This is a genomic window from Streptomyces sp. NPDC002018 (genome assembly GCF_042890865.1).
Classification (GTDB): Bacteria; Actinomycetota; Actinomycetes; order Streptomycetales; family Streptomycetaceae; genus Streptomyces.
Map to the genome: position 1 here is coordinate 355543 of NZ_JBIASO010000002.1, position 18295 is coordinate 373837.

The following is an 18295-nucleotide window of genomic DNA, read 5'->3' on the forward strand; positions in this document are numbered from 1 at the left end:
TGGCTTAGCTGGCCTCGAGGATCTCGCTGACCTTGTCCGACAGGCCGGTCGCGATGTCCTCGGCCACGCCCGTGCCGACGATCGCCACGATGATCAGGGCCACCAGCACGATCACGCCGACGTACTCGACGGCGCCCTGGCCCCTGTCGCGACGGGCCTTCATGGCCGTGACGGTCGTGTTCGCCCAGGTGCCGACGTAGACCTTGGCGGCGGTGGCGGCCTTCAGCGTGATGTTCGACATGGTGTTCTCCTCCGGTGTCGGCCGGCCGTCTACCGGCCGACTCGTACGAGTCTGTGGTGTCGTCCGCGTCCCCGGCTTCCTCCCGGCCGGTGTCGCTGTCGACAGGAGAAACGTACGCCGGGGAGATGCCCCTCGACATGGGCCTCAGGGCCCAACCAGGGGCCCAACGCGGGGATTGGGCCCCGCGCGCGTACTCAGACATGGCCACCGGCCCCCCCTCGGGCAAGTCCGTGCCACAGGGCTATCGCCTCGCCGCGGCTGCCCGCGTTGAGCTTGGCGAAGATGCGGTTGATGTGGTTCTTCACGGTCTTCTGGCTGATGAAACAGGCGGCGGCGATCTGCTGATTGGTCATGCCCGACGCGATCAGGTCCATGATCTCCACCTCCCTCTGGCTCAGTTCGGAGTACAGGCCCTCGACAGGCCCGCTCTGCTGCCCCTGAAGAGAATGTCCCACATTCGCTTGCGAAAGCAAAGACCCTGAAGGGGATTGTTGCGTACCCGATTCTCGTTCAACCTGCCTCGCCTGTGCATATGTTGGCGGAAGGTGAGGCGGATGGGCCTGCGCCGGAGCGTGTGCGTGTGCAGACGACTGGTCCGGTACCGCAGGCAGATATCCGGGGCCGGTGAAGGCGGTTCCCAGGCCCTCCGGCAGATGCGCACCCCGCTCGTCGGAGCCTGGCCCGGAACCGGCGCCACCGCCCCGTACCGTCGCCAGGAGCGCGCTGGACGCGGAGTAGGTGAAGTGGGCCCGGCCCTGCTTGATGTCCCTTACCGCGTGGACCAGTTGGTCGGCCGTGAACTCACCGTGGACGAGATAGCCGCCCGCGCCGAGCCTCAGCGCCTCGTGGACGATCTCGCTCTCGCGGCTGTACGTCATCATCAGGACCGGTGCGAGCCGGACGAGATGCGGCAGCGCCGAGATCCCGTCGACTCCCGGCATCCGGACGTCCAGCAGGATGACATCGGGACGGTGCCGTACGGCCTGTTCGTACGCCTGGCGGCCGTCCGAGGCCTCCGCGACGACTTCCAGGTCGTCACGTCCGGAGAGCAGGACGGTGAGACCCGCCCGTACCACCGGGTTGTCGTCGGCGACCACGACACGCATCGGCGGCGCGGTCGGCGGTGTCAGGGGGAAGTCGGGGGGAAACGCTCCGGATGCCGCCTGCGGCCCGGCGGTGGGGACTCCCGCGGTGTGTTCCGAGCTGAGCGGTGTGGCGTGCGAGGACGTGTGCTGGGACACATGGGACTGCTGCGTCCAGTGCTGCCCGGAGCTTCTGGAGATGTCGTCCGGCATGGCTGCGGCCTCCTCTCAAGGTGTGGGAACTGTGGGTGGGTGGTTCCGTGCCGTGCGTGGAGTCTTGCGTCTCGGTCAAGTCTTGCGTCTCGGTGGAGCCTTGCGGTCTCAATTGAGTTGCGGAGCCGGATGACTGTTCCACCCGGGCTCATGTGCAGGCCGCAGAGCGGTGAGCGGCAGTTCCAGACGCACCTCCGTGCCCTTCGCCGCGCGGCCCCTGCCGATCCGGATCCGCGCCCCGATGGACGCCGCCCGCTCGACCATGCCGACCAGGCCGAAGTGGCCCGCCCGCCGGAGGTCGCTCAGGGTGGTTCCCGGCGGCAGACCGTGTCCGTCGTCGTAGACGCTGATACGGAGCACATCGCCGACCGCGCCCGCCGAGACCTTCACAAAGCTGGGGTGCGCGTGGCGCTGGGCGTTCTCCATGGCCTCGCTGGCGATCGTCAGGGCGTGCCGGGCGACGGCGTGCGGGATCGGCGGTACGGGTGCCTCCCCGATCAGCCCGAAGGTCGCCTCGACGCTGTGACGGCGGGCGAAGTCCTCGGTGCGGGAGCGCAGTTCGGTCAGTACGTCGACACCGCCGTCCAGTCCCGACTCGCGCCGCAGATCGGAGAGCAACTCCCGCGACTCGGCCGCGGCGCGCCGGGCCGAGCGTGCGACCAGCTCGGCCTGGTGCTTCACCGTGAGCGGATCCATACGGTCCGCCGAGTGTGCCAGGCCGTCCGCCGCGAGCGCGAGGCCGTGCAGGGTCTTGGCCACCGAGTCGTGCATCTCCCGGGCGAGCCGGGCGCGTTCCTCCTCGACCGCGCCGTGCACCGCGAGCCGGGCTCGGGCCTCGGTCAGGGCATGGCTGGCGGTGCCGAAGCCCAGCATGAGACCGCGCAGCGTACTGCCGATCGCGCCAGCGATGACACACAGCCCCGGCAGCAGCAGAGCGTTGAAACCGGCCTCGACGTCGCTGTTGACGGCGTAGGAGCAGGCCAGGATCAGCGACTGGAGCACGGCGAAGAGCGCCGCCCCGCGCCAGCCGTACACCAGCCCGGCGAGCAGCGGGGTGCAGATGGTGACATAGGCGAGGGTCGAGTCCGGGGAGGCCGTCGCCAGCAGCAGGGCACCGAAGAACATGTCGGCGCCGAGCAGGAGCGGATGGCGCAGCAGGAAGGGCCCGAAGCGCTCCCAGTCGCGCAGCAGGACGTACGACAGCATGAAAGTGACGAGCACGGCCAGGCCGACCAACCAGGTCGCGAGCCCCGAGGCCGTCCGGTCGAGGGCGAAGGGCGCCGCGAGAGCGATCATCGCCAGTCTGAAGGCGAACACCTGCCGGCAGAGTGCCTGGAGGGCGTTGACCTGGATCGCCAGGGTCGGCACATGGCTCGGCGTGGAACTGTCTGTCGGTCGCGGCACATCGCTGCCGACGCCTCCGGTGAGCGTCGCGATCCTCGGGGCCATGGCGGGTCACCTCCTGTTCGGGTCGTACGGTTCACACGCCCGGGTGCGCTTCACGGTCGGTGGCCCGGGGGTGCGGCGGGCCGGCGGCGGGGCCGCGTCACTGGCCGAGGATGTCGCCGAAGTCGACACCGGAGCCGTAGTAGAAGCTGAGAACGATCAGGATCATGGTGGCCGGGAGCATGACCATCGTGACGACGAGTGTGGTCTTCGGAACGGCCTGGGCCGCCCTGCGCCGCGCGTTCTGGGAGTCCGTACGGCGCATGTCGTTGGCGATCTGGATCAAGGTGTCGACGATGGGGGCACCCAGTTCCTCACCCTGCTGGAGCGCTGTCACGAACATGGAGACCTGCTCCGACGCGTTGCGCTTGCGCAACTGCTCGAACGCCTCACGCCGGCTGACGCCCATGTCCATCTGGCGCAGGGTGATGCGCAGTTCGTCGGACCAGGGACCCTTGTACTTGTCGGCGACACGCTCCAGTGCCTGGCGGAAGCCGAGACCCGCGGACACGACGACGGCGAGGACATCGAGGAAGTCGGGCAGGGTGCGTTCGATGTCGTCCTTGCGCTTACGGATGGCCGCCCGGATGATCACATCGGGCCAGACCAGACCGTACGCCAGGGCGACGAGCGCGATGACCGGCTGTCCGCGCACCACCAGGGCGAGTCCGGCGAGCACCCCGAGGGCTCCGTACACGGCCCTGCGGGCGGCAAAGCGGTCGACGGTCATACCGCCGGGATTGCCCGCCATGTCGAGCCTGCGCCGCAGCGCGTCGACCCGCTTGGGGCCCATCATTCTGAGCATGGACGGCGCGTAGGGCATCCCGAGCCGGTCGATGCCCGATCCCACCGCGGTGGTCCGGGTAGCGCCGACCTCCAGTGCGACAGCGAGGTCGCTGGGCAGGGTCGCGTCGGCGCGATAGAGACGGACGCCGTGGAAGACGCCGTAGACAGCCAGTCCGAGAACGGCCGCGAGCAGTAGGCCCATCATGTGTCTTCTCCCGCCTCAGACCTGGACCCGGGACATACGCCGGATCAGGAAGAACCCGACGGCATACATGCCGAAGGACAGCACGACCGCGAGCTGGCCCAGTACCGAGCCCGTCATCTTGTCCAGCGCTCCCGGTGCCATGCCGTTGATCATCAGCAGAAATCCGAGGCCCAGCAGAGGGACGGCGAGAGCGGTGACCTTGACCTGGGAGAGCATCGTGGTGACCTCGCGGCGGGTCTCCTTGCGCTCCTCCAGCGTTTCCGTCAGGTTCCGCAGGGAGGTGACGACCTGACCACCGGCGCGGCTGGAGAGGACCAGTGTGGTGACCAGGACGACCAGTTCGCGGGACGGGAGCCGGTCGGCGAGTTCGCCGAGTGCGTCGTCCAGGGAGTGGCCGATGGCCAGTTGGTCGGCGACGCGGCGCAGTTCCTCGCCCGCGGGGTTGTCGAGTTCCTCCGCCGCCATCGCCAGTGCCGTACGCATCGCCAGGCCCGCCTGGGTCGCGTTGGCGAGGACGCGGGTCAGTTCGGGGAGCTGGCCGATGAAGGCTTCCGTGCGCTTCGTCCGCTGCCAGTTGAGGAAGGCGTTTCCGCCCCATATGCCGATCAGTGCCGCCAGCACGCCGAAGAACGGGGCGAAGATCGCGCCGATCACGAAGTACAGGGCGAGCAGTCCGGCCACCACATAGACGACGTACTCGCCCGGGGTCAGATCGAGGCCGGTGGCGGCGATCTTGCGTTCGATGCGCTTGCCCAGCTTGGTGGTGCGCAGTTGGCGGTCGACGCCGACGAAGCGACGGCGCCGGCCGGACGCGTTGGTGATCTGTCCCGTGTGGGACATGCGCTCGACGAGCGCCTCCCGCTGGGCCTTGCCCGACGAGTAGACGTGCACGCCGATGACGGCGAACACACAGGTGAGCAGCGTGACGCCGATCGTCAGGAGCGGGAGATTATCCATGTCGTGCGGGGACCTTCTCGATGGACGGGGGCGGGTTCAGGGGCGGGAGGGGGTGGGAGGGGAGTGGGAGGGGCGGGAGCGGGATGGTGTCAGGCAGCCGCTTTCCTGACGGCCAGCTCCTCCTCCGACTCGGCCACCCCGAAGGCCGGAGGGACGGGTTCGCTCTTCAGGTAGAGGCGTTCCGCGATCCTGCGGGGCAGCGGGTAGTACTCGAACTTCCCGTAGATCCTGCCGTCCGAGGACATCGGCTGGGCGAGGAACTTGCAGACGGAGACGATCCGGTACTCCTCGCGGCCGTGCGAGTCGACGATGGCGATCTCGGTGACCCGGCGGGAGCCGTCCGCGTGCCGGGTGAGCTGCACGATGACATCGACGGCGCTGTTGATCTGGTCCTTGATCGCCACGAACGGGATCTCGACCTCCGACATGGAGGCCAGGGTCTGGAGACGCATCAGCGCGTCCTCGGCGTTGTTGGCGTGGACGGTGGCCAGCGAGCCGTCGTGACCGGTCGACATCGCCTGGAGCATGTCGAGCGTCTCGCCGCCACGGACCTCACCGACGATGATGCGGTCGGGCCGCATACGCAGGGAGTTGCGCACGAGGTCGCGGATGGTGACCTGGCCCTTGCCCTCGACGTTCGCGGGCCGGCTCTCCAGCGTGATCACATGGGACTGCTGGAGCTGGAGCTCGGCGGAGTCCTCGATCGTCACGATGCGCTCCCCGTTGGGGATCAGCCCGGAGAGCGAGTTGAGCAGGGTCGTCTTCCCGGTGCCGGTCGCCCCGGAGACGATCACATTGAACTTCGCCCGCACCAGCCCGGCCAGCAGCACCATCATCTGCTCGTCCAGCGAGCCGAGGCTGATCATCTCCTGGAGGGTGAAGGCCCTGGGGAAGCGCCGGATGGTGAGGATCGGCCCGGTCAGCGAGAGCGGCGGGATGATCACGTTGACACGCTCGCCGGACGGGAGGCGGGCGTCCACCATGGGATTCGCCTCGTCCACCCGGCGGTTGACGGTGGAGACGATGCGTTCGATGGTCTGCATGAGCTGCTCGTTGGAGGTGAACCGCATCGGCAGCATCTCCAGCCGGCCGCCGCGCTCGACGAAGACCTGCTCGGCGCCGTTGACCATGATCTCGCTGATGGAGGCGTCTTCGAGCAGCGGCTCCAGGATGCCGAGGCCCAGGGCCTCGTCCACGACCCTGCGGATCAGCTGGGAGCGCTCGACGGTCGAGAGGACCGGGCCCTCCCTGCTGATGATGTGACTCAGGACCCGTTCCAGCCGGGCCCGGCGCTCCGCCGCGGCGAGCGCGGACATCTCCGCGAGGTCGATCTCCTCCAGGAGCTTGGCGCGGTAGACCCCGACGAGAATGCTCTCCTCGCTGTGCCCGTTCGTCGGCTCGGGGCTGTTGATGCGCGCCCGCAGGCTCATGTCCTCAACTCCCAGGTTCTGCTGGTGTGCTGATGTGCTGGTCCGGTGCTGTGGTGCGTATGTACGTACGTACAGGCGTCCGTACGGTCGGTGGAGCGGTCGGTCAGTCGGGCGGTGGGGCGGTCGGTCGGGGCTGTGGGGCAGTCAGTCGAGGGGCATGGTGGTGCTCCTCGACGCCTCGCCGAAGTCGAAGACCGGCAGGATGGCCGGGATCTCGACATTCGCGGTGACCGTGATCTCCTCACCGAACGAGGTCGGATCCTCGATGGTGATGTCCAGCCAGTCACTCACGGCGGCCTCGCCGGCCGTCTGCGGGCTCGTCGTCGCCTCACGGTACGTGGCGGCGCGGGCGGCGGCCCTCGACGCCGTGCCGGCCTGCTGTACGGCGTACGCGGCGATCCCGAGCTGGATCGCGGCCAGGACCACGAAGATCAGCAGGACGACCACGCCCACGTACTCGATGGCCGCCTGGCCCCGCTGACCCCGGCCGCTCAGGACCCGGCCGCCCAAGTCCTGGCCGCTCAGGACCCGGCCGCCCAGGTCCTGGCGGTCCAGGTCCCGGCCGCCCAGGCCCTGGCCGCTCCGGCCCCGGGCGCGCTCGGCCACGCCCCGTCCGGCCGGCCGTCCCTGCTCGCGTGCGCCGCGAGATGCGCGCTTCCCCATGGTCAGCTCTCCCTCACTGCGGACGCGTGGGCGGGGACATTGATCGGAAGGTTGACTCCGGGGAAGAACAGCGGGAGGTCGAGGGTGAGATCCACCTTGACCAGATCGCCCACCGCCCAGCAGTCGACGTCCTGGAGGTTCCAGGCCCCGGGCAGATTGTCCTCGGCGGCCTCGGTGCACGCCGCCGTCCTGGTCCCGGGCACCGCGGCCGTCGCCGCGCGGACGGCCTCGTCCGCCGCGTTGCCCGCGAGCGAGAACGTGTAGCCGACCAGCACGGCCTGCCAGAGCAGGACCACCGTGGCCAGGATGATCGGGACCATGCCCGTGAACTCGATCGCGGCCTGGCCCCGGTCGTCGTACGACCGGTCACCCTGCCGCGCGGCCACGCTCTCTCCGTACTGTCTGGCGCTTCCTGTGGCGTTCATGGTTCAACGTGCCCCCTCCGGCTCGTCGGTCCTGCGGCTGCGTCAGTCCTGCGGCTTCGATCGTCCGCGCAGGACCCCGACCGATCCTCTGTCTCCCTTGAACTTGCCCTGTTTCTCGCCGCCTTCGGGGGCCTTCACCAGGCCCAGTTCGCCCGCCAGCCCCCACATCGCCTGCTTCACCGTGGACTTCGACTCCAGGTCCTGCATCCGGCCCGCGTCGACGGCCGACTGGAGTTCCTTGAAGTTGGCCGGGATGACCACCCGGGATACCCGGGTGCTGGTGATGCGCTCGATCAGCGGCGGCTGGATCTCGGTGTTCCTGTTGTGGCGGTTGACGACCGTGACGGTCTCCTCCGCCTTGCGGATCTGGAGCCGGTCCCACAGCCGCACCAGGCGCTTGGCCGCGCGGACCGAGACCACGTCGGGCGTGGTCACCAGCAGCGTGGTGTCCGCCATCTCGATCGCCGCCGCGTTCGCGGCGTTCATCTGCGTGCCGCAGTCGATGACCACGACCTCGTAGCGGTTGCGCAGGGCGCTGACGATCTGCCGTACGGACCGCTCGTTGACCTCCTCGCCGCGCTCCCCCTCTCCCGGCGCGAGCAGCAGGCCCATACCGGTCGGGTGGATGAAGACGGCGTCCTGGAGCACCCGCGGGGATATGTCCTGGATGGTGGCGAGGTCCACGATCGACCGGCGGAACTGCACATCGAGGTACGAGGCGACATCCCCGGCCTGGAGGTCCAGATCGACGAGCGCGGTGTTCATACCGCTCGCCCTGGCCGCCAGGGCGAGCTGGACCGCCACGAGGGTCGTGCCGACCCCGCCCTTCGCGCCGCTGACCGTGACCACCGTGCCGCCGGGGCCGGTGAACACGTCGGCGCCCTGGCCGAGGTGGCGGCGTACGCCCACGGACCAGCCTGCGGCGGCCTGGACGCGCTGGGCCAGTTCCTCGTACGAGAGCGGCAGCCCGACCAGTCCTCGGGCGCCCGCGTCCATGGCCGCCGAGAAGAGGCCGGGGCTCGCGTCCGTGGTGACCAGGATGACCCCGACGGCCGGGAAGCGGAGCGCCACTTCCCGGATGAGTTCGAGTGCCGGTACGGGACCGATCCGTTCATGGACCAGGACGACCTCGGGGAGTTCGTCGATCGACTCGGCCGCCAGCCGCCCCAGGGTGTCGATCAGCGAGGTCGAGTCACCGACCGGCGCGGCCGGCTCCGCGTCGGGGAGCTGGCTGAGCAGGGTGGTGATGGACCGTGCGGCGTCGGCTTCGCCGACGACCGGGAGGATTCTGGTCGTCATTCGTCCCTCACTTGTCCCCTTCGAGGGTGTAGGTGCTCTCCCCGGGGCGCAGCGTGGTCGGGCTGCCGTCGGCGAGGAGAGCGAGCCGTACATGCTGGGCGAAGGACTCGGCGTACGCGACGCGCTGGGCGTCCTTGGTCTTCAGCGCGAAGGTGATCGGCACGGCCTGCTTGACCGCGCTGCGGTTCCTGTCGTTCTCGTCGGGCTCCAGTGCGGTGAGCCGGCCGACGTCGATGACCTTGGCGTTGGGGACGATGATCCGCGACTGGGCACGGGCGCCGTCGTTCTCGGCGGCGAAGGTGGCGAAGATATTGACCAGATCGCCGGGGGTGATCTTGCCGGCGACCCCGGTCGCCGCGTCGATCATGATGGCGATCTCCTGCTCGTCATTGGCGAGCGCGGGCCGCTGGACGATCATGTCGTCCTGGAGCAGCGAGCCCTTCTTGAGCTGGTTGACGGCGATCTTCCCGCTGACGACGGCCAGATCGGTCACCGCGTTGTCCGAGAGCCACCGCTTGGGCATGGTGATCTTCTCGAACTGGTTCACCTGGAGCGGTGTGTACGGTGCCACGTCCTCTTTCAGCCGGTACGCGGTCACTTCGGGACCGACCTTCGAATTCACGTCGCTGATCACCGAGAGGACACCGGCGAAGGCGGCGAAGGCGCAGAGCACCGAGAGAAGAAGAAGTATGACGCCGCGGCGTTGCCGTGAATTCATGAGCGGGACAACCTCGTTCGGAGACGTGAGAAGGAGAGTCTGGGGGCAGGGGCCCGTGGACGGGAACCCCCGACGGACGACCCGTGGACAACAGCCTGTTGACGCTGACGGTCTTCGGCCGGCCTCCCGGCGGCCGACGGGCGGCGTCCGGGGCCCGTGGTGCGTGGTGCGTGACGGCCGGTGACGGACGGCCGGGGCCCCGGGGAGCCGCCGCCGGTCCTCAGGACCCGGTCGGCACTCGCGGATTACGATCCGTGCTGGATAGGCGCTCCCTGGTTCATGACGCCGGAGGCCCGGCCCTGGTTCTCCGGTGGACTGAGCGGTGCCGAGCAGAATCCGCAGCGGTCACCTATCAGTTCGATACCACACCAGGAACACACCTCGCGACGGACGGAGGAAACCAACTGATAGAGGACGGAGATATCCGGAAGGAACGCGGCGAACTCGATCATTTTGGCGGTTCCCCACCAGCGCGGCGAATCGGCCGGGAGCGCGCACTCCTGAATTCCCTGCACCTGCCAGGCGGGAGCGAGCGTCGCGGTCACCCAGTCCGACTGCAATTGCCCCTTTCCGACCATCAGTTGTGTTGCGAAGTCCGGACCGGTCAGCTCACCGCTTCCGATCTTGATCAATTGCGGTGCCGGGTTGGCGAGGACGCCGAACTGCGAACCCGGCACCCATGACTTGGCATGGGACTTGAGGCTCACCGGCACCCGGTCGAGCTTGGCGACGGAGTTGAGCAGCGCCCCGGAGTAGATGTAGTGCGAGAGCAGCCGGGCGGCCGAGGCGACGACCCCGGCACTGAAGTCACAGATCGACAACTGCCGCAACTGGCGCACGAGCACGGCCACACCGAGCGGCGGCAGATCGAGCTTGATCAGAGCGATCCGGTCACTCTCCAGGATCGACCTGACCGTGTGCAGACGCCGTTCGTGGGCCGGTGCGATGGAAGCGGGGTACAGACCGATGACATAGCCGTGCTGCTCCACCAGCACCTGCATGTCCGCGAGCGCGGCGTCCAGGGGCTGGGCTCCGGGCGACTGTAGCAGCGCCGCGGTGGGCGTCTGATGGTCCGTCGGTGGTAGCACCAGATCAGGGCTGGTGACTGCGATCGCGGTCGGCACGCTGGTTCCCCGTTCGGCTCCGGCCGTCGGAGTCCCGGCGACCGCAGTTCTCTCCTGCTCGGCGCTTCTGCCCCAGCACTTTATCCACGACGTACGGCACAGAGAACACCTATCAGAAGTCGATGCTCCGCCACCCGCGTAACAAGCACCGGCAAACTCGGGCGAAGCAGTCACCTGTTCACTCACGTTTCAATGAATATTTCATTCGGTCGAATTCCGCACTCAATCAGGCCACTTTGGGCCCGGGTTGGGCCCAGGGACCCACGCCTCCGCTGTGCCCGCGCTCGTACGCTCCCATTCCGATTCCCGCGTGCGAAAGGCGCGCGGCCACCGAGGGGGACGGGACGGGGACGTCGGATGAGACGGGAAGCGGAGCGAGGCCGGGAGCGGAGCCGGGACCAGGGCCCTGACCAGGGCCGGGGCCGTGAGCAGGACCCGCGCCGGGACCGGGGCCGGGACCCCGGTCAGGCCCTGAGCCGCGATCAGGACCGGCTCCCTGAGCGGGACCCGCGCCGCGATCAGGACCCGCGCCGGGACCGGGGTCCGGGCCGTCTTGCGGTCCGGGGCCCGAGCCGGGGAACGGGCTGGGGAACGGTCCGGGGAACGGTCCGGGGAACCGCCGCGGAAACGGTCCGGGAAACGGGCGGTGAATTGCTCCGGAGGACGAGCCGGGAAACCAGCCGGGAAACCAGCCGGGAAACGGGCCGGGAAACGGGCCCGGCGCGGGGCCCGTTCGGGCGCCGGGGCCGCGCGCACGACCGCGGCGCCACGGCCACCGAGTACGTCGGTGTGATCGTGGTCGTGGCCGCCATCGCCGGCGCGATGGTCGGCACCGGTGTCGACGAGACGCTCGGCGCCAGTCTGCGCTGCCTGGTGACCTTCAACGGCCCGTGCGCCCCCGGCGGCGGCGGTACGGGGAACAACCCGCAGCCCAAGACCGATGCCGACTACGAGCCCCCGCTGTGCCAGATCTCCTCGGTCAGCGACAAGGCCGGCGCCAAGGCGAAGGTCCTCTTCATCGAGTGGGGCGAGGAGTACGGCTTCCAGCAGACGACCTTCCAGGCCAATACGGATGTCAACAAGGACGGCAAGGTCGACGCCAACGACCAGCAGGTCATGATGACTTTCACCGACGCCGCGTCCGTCGCCGCCAAGAAGGACTGGAAACCGGGCGCGAAAATAGGCAAGTTCGGAGCCGACAAAGTCGAACTCGGAGCCGGAATCAAGGTCACCAACGGCGACACCTGGGTCTTCGACAGCGAGGAACAGGCCGCGGCCTTCCGTGATGACATCGAGTCCCTGAAGACCTACGAACTGGCCAACCGTAACTCCAACTCCCGCGGCGGCGGCCTCGGCAACAGCATCCTCTACCTCTTCGGCAAGGGCCCGATGGCCGAGGAGGAGAAGCTGCGTGACCGCATCGAGGAGAAGCTCGGCAACCGTCACATCAGCTACGGCAAGGTCGGCCTGGAGGCCAGCGCGGCCGGCGGGCTCAAGCTCTCGCCGGGCGACGAGAAGAAGCTGAGCGCCACCCTCGGCGGCAACTTCAAGTTCTCCCCCGAGGTGACCTGGACGGACAACGACTTCAAGGGCACCAAGGCGTACACGTACAGCGCGGCCGTCGAGTACGGCGGCAAGATCGGCTACGAGGCCGGGCCCCTCAGCGGCGAGTCCTCGGGAACCACCACCCAGACCGGCACGATCACCGTCACCCACGACAAGAAGACCGGTGAGCTGCTGCGGATCGACATGACCCGCACCGTCGAGAAGGGCGCCACCAAGGACGGCGCGAAACTCGGCGGCGACAACGGCAAGAGCGGCGACGACAAGCGCGGCGGCAGCGGCGGGGCGAAGGGCACCGACCAGTCCACCGGGATCGAGGTCGTCACCAACTCCGTCGTGATCCCGCCGGGCAGCGCCGGCGACGAGCAGCGCCGGATCGCCCAGGAGTGGCTGGACGGCCACGGCGACAACGCCGCGCCCTTCACCTACATGTTCGACGACCACGCGCCGACGAAGCGCCCGGGGGCGGACGACCCGTTCGGACGGCTCCTCTTCGACGAGGGCCTCTCCAGCCGGACGACCTACACCGGCCAGACCGACGCGGCCGAGTACGGCTTCGAGCTGAACCTGGGGCTGAGCCTCGGCTTCTCGGTCTCCACCGAGAAGAAGGAAGAGACCCTCGACCAGGCGCAGTTCCTCGGTGCGCCCCATGGGGACAGCCGCACCTATCTCCCGTACAGCTACTGTGCGAACTGACCCGCCGGCGACAGGAGCACACACGTGATGATCAGCGAGAAGACGGCCCGGTGGCCGGCCAGGGCAGCCGCCGCGGTCTTCGCCGTCCTGCTGACGGCCGGATGCGGTACGGACACGGAGGCCGCCACGGTCCCCGAGGGCTGGGGCACGCTGAGGACGCCCGCGGTCACGGTGGCGTACCCGCCCGCGTTCACCCCGCAGGGCGACGCCGAGCGGAGCAAGTACAACGCGGCGGCGGCCACCCTCTCCGAGGGCGGCGAATCCGTCGGAATGATCACCGTCCAGCTCGACTTCACCGACGCGGACTCGGTGGAGGAGGCGGCGATCGGGGCCGAGGCGGGCATCGCTCTCGGCTCGACCCTGGGCAAGCAGCGGGAGATCCAGGTCGCGGGCGCGGACGGCGCGCGGGAGGCCCGGCGGATCGACTTCGCGTTCACCGAGAAGGGGTCGCGGATCAAGGGCGTGATCGTCGCGGGGCTGGACTCCGCCGACGCCTCCTACGCGGTGCGGATCGACGCGGCTCAGGGCAGACTCGGCGACGGCGATCTGAAGAAGATCATCGAGTCCATCACGGTCAAGTAGGGCGCGGTATGCGGATTCCCGGTGGTGACCAGATCTTCTTCCTGGGCATGATGCTGCTGTTCGGCTGGCTGGCGGCACACTACGCGCGGCGACTGGCGGCCGTGGCCCGTGCGCTGCGCGCGGGCGGCCGGGCGGCCGGTGTCTGCGTACGGATCGAGAGCGAACCGTACAACCGCTCGGAGGCGCGGCGGTATGTCTTCTCCTTCCGCGCCCCGGAGGACGGGCGGACGATCGAGTTCGAGGAACTGGCGAGCCGTGCCGTGAAGGTGGGCAGCGAGGTCACGGTGGCGTACGACCCCGCGGCCCCGGAGCGCACCGCGACGGTCGCGGGACGCGGCGGCTGGTCGCCGCTGACGCAGTACGGGCTGCTGGTGACGGGCTGCGGACTGGCGGCGGCCGGGTTCACGGCGGTGTTCGTGTTCACGACGTTCTGAGGCACGGAGGCCCCGGGCACCGGGGGCCGGGACACGAAGGTCCGGGACACGGGGCCCGCGTACGAGCGCCGTAGCCCGGCGGCCCCGGACGGGGCAGATGGGGCGGGGCGGCCGGGACAGGGCGGCCGGGCGGAGGGCTTGGGCGTACGGATCCGGTGTACGGGGTCCGGGGGATGGCGGGCCCGGGGGATGGCGGGTCCGTTGTACGGAGGCCGGGGGACGCGGGTCCGGTTTACGGAGGCCGGGGGACGCGGGTCCGGTGTACGGGGGCCGGGGGACGGCGGTCCAACAGCGGGGCCGGAGACACAGCGGCCGGGAGCCGGACGTACGGCGGCCCGGACTACAGAAATGCGAAGCGCGGCGAAGTGAAGCACGGAGTTCTGATGCACGGCACGCACGGCGATCTGTTCGGAGGCGAGGGGCGATGACGCGGTATGACTACCCGGGGGCGCGCACCCAGCGGGACGAGGGGCCCGGGGCGCCGGTCTTCGCGCTCGTACGCGCCTGGGCGGCCGGTATCGTCGTCCTGGTCGTGACGGAGTATCTCCAGGCCACGTTGGTCTACGACCATCTCGCGTCCGAGAACAACCTGGAGACGTTCTTCGGCCGTCTGATGCTGATCCACCTCCCGAACGCCGTGTGCATAGCCCTGGCCTCCTGGGCGGCGGGCCGCGTCCACCGCGACCCCTTCCGCGACGCCCCGTTCCAGCACTTCCTGGCCGCCTTCACCGTCCCGGCGGTGGCACAGGGGCTGAACATGGCGCTCCAGTGGCAGGACCTCGCCGCGGAGGGCCTGCTGATGTCCAACGCGGTCCTGGTACTGGGCTGTGTGACGGGCTACGCGGCGGACCGCCTCCAGGAGGACTGACCGTCCCCGCGCGGGCCGCTCACGCGGCCTGGCTCGCGCGGCCACCCGGCCGAGGAAGCCCGTGACCGGGGCAGGGACTTCTTCGCCCTGTCCGGTGTTCTGTGGCACCCTCGCTGATCGACCCCGGGTGTGGAGGCAGTCAATGAGCGAATGGACCGTGTATGGATCCCGTACCGTCTACGCCAGCCCGTGGGTGAACCTGGACCTGGTGGATGTCGAGCCGCCCGGCCACGCGAGATATGAGCATCACCTGATCAGACTGGCCCCAGTCGCCGCTGCGGTTCTGCTGGACGACTCGGAGCGTGTCCTGCTGATGTGGCGCCACCGCTTCGCCACCAACACCTGGAACTGGGAAATCCCAAGCGGAATTGCCGAGCAGGGCGAGGAGTTGGCCGCCGCTGCCGCTCGGGAGGTACTCGAAGAGACCGGCTACCGAGTGGACGCCGACCGACTTGAGCACCTGGCGTACATCCAGCCGATCGGCGGGATGAGCGACGCCGAGCACACAGTGTTCCTCGCCCGGGACGCCATACGCGTCACCGAGCCGGTCGATACCCACGAGGCCGACCGCCTTGAATGGCTGCCGCTGGACAGCATCCAGCAGATGATCGACGACCGGCAGATCGTGGCCGGCGTCGCCGTCACCGGCCTGTTGCAGGTACTCGCACGGCGCTGGCCCAGGCCCTAGCCGGTGGTCAACTCCGGTCGCGCGCTGACCTCGACCAGCTCGCGCAAGTCGCCCACCGCGGCAAGGGTCGAGCCGCGTGCGGGAATCGACGCGAGCAGGTCGCGTGCGCGCGAGACGACGATGCCGGTCCGATGCTCGGCGGGTAGGCCGAGCAGCAGCATTTCCGTCTCCCGGCACGCCACCGCGATCTCACCGACTCCGACCAGACAAGTGGCCTCGTCCATGGCGATCAGCGCTCGGTCGAGGTGCTCGTCCGGGGAGTAGAGATCACGCGCGGCGTGCAGAGCGGCCTGCGCCCGCCGACTGTCGCCGAGAGTGGTCCACATACTTCCGCCATGCCAGACGAGCTGCCGTTCCGTGTACCCATAGGCGGTGTCCGAGGTGTCCGAGGTACCGAGTCTGGAGAAGGCCCGCTGTGCGAGGGCCATCGCGTCCCGGGCCTCCCGCACCCGCCCCAATCGGGCAAGAGCTCGTGTCTCCAGACTCGGCGCCCAGGCCGCGGTGGCGCACACCGTCGAGCCGGCCACCAGACGGGCCCGCTCCGCGAGCGCGAGAGCCGCGGCGGGCGCACCGAAGTAGAGAGGAATCACGGCCTCCCGAGCGAGCAGCCAGGCACGAAGGGCGCGGTCGCCCGTCTCCTCGGCCAGGAGTTGGCCGAGGTGATACCACTGCCGCGCCTCTCGATGCTCCCCCAGAGCAACCAGTGCGATACCCGCTGTCCCGGCGAGCTGGGCCGCAATGCGGCACAGGCGGGTACGGACGTCCGTGGGCTGCCGCTGCTCCAGAAGGGCACGCAGCTCCAACAGGTCACCGATGCTGCTGGCCAGGAGCGTGGCGGGTGGGGTGATCTGGTAGGCGTGGCCGTACTCGGCAGCCTGCCGGTCCCACTGTTCGATGGTTGTCTCCGCTATAGGAGTCGCGAGAATAGTGGTCATGCTGCGCCGTACGGATGCCAGGGCCGAAAGCGCGGTGCTCGTCGGCGGCATGGACGTCAGGCCGATCGGAGCGGGCTGGTTCTCGCGCGGCTTTGTTGCGAACCGGTCAGAGCCGGACGAGTCCGTCTCCGACTCGCCCGAAGGGGTGTAGTCATGGCCGTAACCCAGCCGGTCCGGGCGCGTCTCGTACATCCGGCACAGCAGATCCAGATTGCTCTCACCCGGTCGGCCACGACCCGTCTCCCACGCTGACAACTGCTGGACAGTCACCCTGCCCCCGCTCTGGGCCAGACGTTCACAGGCGGTATGGAGGGTCCAGTCCCGGCCGAGCCGGTGCGCCTTCAGCAGAGAGCACCCGCACCGCTCCGAAATAGCGGCACTGAGCTGCCACGGCGTCCATCTGTCCGCCTCCGAACGAGCAATGAGAGTGCGGACCGACTGCGCGTCATGACGTGCCATCGCTTCTCCGATCGGTTCCCTTCACGGTAGAGGGCGACCGGCTCCCGGTTCAGGCGCTTTCACCACGACCGTATGAGAACCGGCGCGATCCTTCATGGCGCACTGATGAACTTGGCACGGTTTCATGATCACCTCGCCAATGCATCGGCTTACGTTCGACGGCACGGTGGGGACATGGACCTCTTCTGCAAGGAGGCACTCGGATGAACGAGCGCCGTACCGTACGCACCGGACCACAGACCGCCGTCGCCCGATGGCTCGCCTCCTCCATCCAGACCCCGGACTTCGCCTTCGACGACTGGGCCAATGGACAACCCGCGGTGCTCCGCATGGGCCGCATCATGGACGCCGTACGGATGCCCCAGGAGTTGGTGTATGCCGCGATCGGCAGCAACACCCCGGCCGCCGTCAGCCGCGCCCTGGCCGAGATCCTCCGCGGTCCCGTGATCTGCCACCCCGGTCAATGGCTCTACGCGCTCGTGCCGCCGCGCACAGCGGAGACCTGGCGTTCGCCGCACGCGGTCGTGCGTGGCAGTGGCGGCTGGCTCGGCGTACCGCGCCCCGATCTCACGGAGCCCAGCGCGGTGAGCACATACTGGGCCGTACCCCTTGCCCGGACCGGCAACCTGTGCAACCCCGAGGCAGTCGCCAAGCTGCTGGCAGACGGACAGAGCTGCCTCGAAGGCACGGACTCATGACTCCACTACGTCGACTGCTGGTCGGCGCGGGTCGACTTCTCGGCCGCTATCGGGCCTACATGGAGCACGCCACGGCCTGCGAGCACTGCGCCGGCGACCGGCGGTGCGACGAGGGCCGACGCATCTGGCGCGGCTTTCTCGACGCGCGCTGAGGGAGCGCCCTGGCGAACAAACATCTCCGCCCCGGCGTCGCCGCCGCCGGGGCCGTCCTGGCCTGTCGGCCCCCTGATGGTCCACAGGCAGAGCGGCGCAGACAGGGCCTAGGGGGCCTTGCCGGGCCATACATTCGAAAGGAACCGACCTCATGATCAGGTGGCAGTGAGCGACCCCACGACACACTGGCACGGCTACGCCTGGAACGGCCCCCGGTGCCGGCCCGGAAGCGATCCGAAGCCCCGCGTCACCCCCGTCGATGCCCAACCGCTCAGCCCCGAGGAGCAGTTGAGGCGCATCGCCGAAACCGCCACCGTCCTCACCACACACCACACCGCCGACGACGCATACGCCTGGCTGGAGACCACCCTCCAGGAGTACCCCCGCGCCGCCAGAACCCCGCTCCCCGAAGACGTACTCGCCCAGGCACGGGAACGACTCGATCACGGCAGGGAAGTCGACTGGTTCTACTACTCCGTCGACGGCCGCTACATCACCCGCACCCTCGACATCTGCCCAGGTCCCCGCGCCCTTGCTCCACGACAGCCCTGCGGCGGCTGCCCAGACCCCCCGTAGTCCGAAGGGGTCACCCCCAGCGCGGGCGTGGAGCAGACATCTCGGTGGCTCAGC

At 69.1% G+C, this 18295-nt stretch carries 20 protein-coding genes; 8 read left to right on the forward strand and 12 right to left on the reverse strand.

The features are described from left to right. Positions 1 to 4: 4 nt before the first annotated feature. The 11 genes from ACFYYH_RS05065 to ACFYYH_RS05115 all read right to left on the reverse strand — a co-directional run bounded on the left by ACFYYH_RS05065 (position 5) and on the right by ACFYYH_RS05115 (position 10589). A complete protein-coding gene (locus tag ACFYYH_RS05065; protein ID WP_388546013.1) occupies positions 5 to 241 on the reverse strand; it encodes a hypothetical protein in 237 nt (78 codons plus the stop codon). 194 nt (positions 242 to 435) lie between these two features. Next, a complete protein-coding gene (locus ACFYYH_RS05070; protein ID WP_388546015.1) occupies positions 436 to 1536 on the reverse strand; it encodes a response regulator in 1101 nt (366 codons plus the stop codon). A gap of 108 nt (positions 1537 to 1644) precedes the next feature. Continuing rightward, positions 1645 to 2985, reverse strand: a complete 1341-nt coding sequence (locus ACFYYH_RS05075; RefSeq protein WP_388546018.1) for a sensor histidine kinase — start codon at positions 2983 to 2985, stop codon at positions 1645 to 1647. Positions 2986 to 3082: 97 nt separating this feature from the next. Beyond that, complete coding sequence (locus ACFYYH_RS05080; protein WP_388546351.1) at positions 3083 to 3970, reverse strand: DUF5936 domain-containing protein; 888 nt, start codon at positions 3968 to 3970, stop codon at positions 3083 to 3085. Positions 3971 to 3988: 18 nt separating this feature from the next. Continuing rightward, complete coding sequence (locus tag ACFYYH_RS05085) at positions 3989 to 4930, reverse strand: type II secretion system F family protein (RefSeq protein WP_388546021.1); 942 nt, start codon at positions 4928 to 4930, stop codon at positions 3989 to 3991. Between the two features lie 89 nt (positions 4931 to 5019). After that, on the reverse strand, positions 5020 to 6360 hold the full coding sequence (locus ACFYYH_RS05090; RefSeq protein WP_388546024.1) for a CpaF family protein: 1341 nt from the start codon (positions 6358 to 6360) through the stop codon (positions 5020 to 5022). 144 nt (positions 6361 to 6504) lie between these two features. After that, entirely contained in the window at positions 6505 to 7023 is a 519-nt protein-coding gene (locus ACFYYH_RS05095) for a TadE/TadG family type IV pilus assembly protein (protein ID WP_388546027.1), read from the reverse strand. Between the two features lie 2 nt (positions 7024 to 7025). Continuing rightward, a complete protein-coding gene (locus ACFYYH_RS05100) occupies positions 7026 to 7409 on the reverse strand; it encodes a TadE/TadG family type IV pilus assembly protein (protein ID WP_388546029.1) in 384 nt (127 codons plus the stop codon). An 81-nt stretch (positions 7410 to 7490) separates the two neighbouring features. Beyond that, the gene (locus ACFYYH_RS05105) at positions 7491 to 8747 is read right to left on the reverse strand and encodes a CpaE family protein (protein WP_388546031.1); all 1257 of its coding nucleotides are present in this window, start codon (positions 8745 to 8747) and stop codon (positions 7491 to 7493) included. 7 nt (positions 8748 to 8754) lie between these two features. Next, entirely contained in the window at positions 8755 to 9465 is a 711-nt protein-coding gene (gene cpaB, locus ACFYYH_RS05110; RefSeq protein WP_388546033.1) for a Flp pilus assembly protein CpaB, read from the reverse strand. Between the two features lie 245 nt (positions 9466 to 9710). Then, entirely contained in the window at positions 9711 to 10589 is an 879-nt protein-coding gene (locus ACFYYH_RS05115) for a hypothetical protein (protein ID WP_388546035.1), read from the reverse strand. 801 nt (positions 10590 to 11390) lie between these two features. Here ACFYYH_RS05115 and ACFYYH_RS05120 point away from each other — a divergent pair. The 5 genes from ACFYYH_RS05120 (at position 11391) to ACFYYH_RS05140 (ending at position 15420) form a co-directional block, all read left to right on the forward strand. Next, positions 11391 to 12848, forward strand: a complete 1458-nt coding sequence (locus tag ACFYYH_RS05120) for a hypothetical protein (RefSeq protein ID WP_388546036.1) — start codon at positions 11391 to 11393, stop codon at positions 12846 to 12848. A gap of 27 nt (positions 12849 to 12875) precedes the next feature. After that, the gene (locus ACFYYH_RS05125) at positions 12876 to 13430 is read left to right on the forward strand and encodes a hypothetical protein (RefSeq protein WP_388546038.1); all 555 of its coding nucleotides are present in this window, start codon (positions 12876 to 12878) and stop codon (positions 13428 to 13430) included. An 8-nt stretch (positions 13431 to 13438) separates the two neighbouring features. Further along, positions 13439 to 13864: a DUF3592 domain-containing protein gene (locus tag ACFYYH_RS05130; protein WP_388546040.1), complete on the forward strand. Its 426-nt coding sequence runs from the start codon at positions 13439 to 13441 to the stop codon at positions 13862 to 13864. Positions 13865 to 14288: 424 nt separating this feature from the next. Further along, a complete protein-coding gene (locus tag ACFYYH_RS05135; protein WP_388546042.1) occupies positions 14289 to 14732 on the forward strand; it encodes a hypothetical protein in 444 nt (147 codons plus the stop codon). 142 nt (positions 14733 to 14874) lie between these two features. Then, complete coding sequence (locus tag ACFYYH_RS05140; protein ID WP_388546044.1) at positions 14875 to 15420, forward strand: NUDIX domain-containing protein; 546 nt, start codon at positions 14875 to 14877, stop codon at positions 15418 to 15420. Here ACFYYH_RS05140 and ACFYYH_RS05145 read toward each other — a convergent pair. Further along, complete coding sequence (locus tag ACFYYH_RS05145) at positions 15417 to 16814, reverse strand: helix-turn-helix domain-containing protein (RefSeq protein WP_388546047.1); 1398 nt, start codon at positions 16812 to 16814, stop codon at positions 15417 to 15419. The two genes, ACFYYH_RS05140 and ACFYYH_RS05145, sit on opposite strands and share 4 nt — an antisense overlap. A 203-nt stretch (positions 16815 to 17017) precedes the next feature. Between ACFYYH_RS05145 and ACFYYH_RS05150 the strand changes: the two genes are divergently transcribed. From ACFYYH_RS05150 to ACFYYH_RS05160, 3 genes are all read left to right on the forward strand, one after another. Next, a complete protein-coding gene (locus ACFYYH_RS05150; protein ID WP_388546050.1) occupies positions 17018 to 17512 on the forward strand; it encodes a hypothetical protein in 495 nt (164 codons plus the stop codon). Then, positions 17509 to 17664 carry a hypothetical protein gene (locus tag ACFYYH_RS05155; protein WP_388546053.1) on the forward strand — a complete coding sequence of 52 codons (156 nt, stop codon included), beginning with the start codon at positions 17509 to 17511 and terminating at the stop codon, positions 17662 to 17664. The genes ACFYYH_RS05150 and ACFYYH_RS05155 overlap by 4 nt, the downstream gene beginning before the upstream one ends. 166 nt (positions 17665 to 17830) lie before the next feature. Next, positions 17831 to 18241, forward strand: a complete 411-nt coding sequence (locus ACFYYH_RS05160; RefSeq protein ID WP_388546056.1) for a hypothetical protein — start codon at positions 17831 to 17833, stop codon at positions 18239 to 18241. The last annotated feature ends 54 nt before the right edge of the window (positions 18242 to 18295 follow it).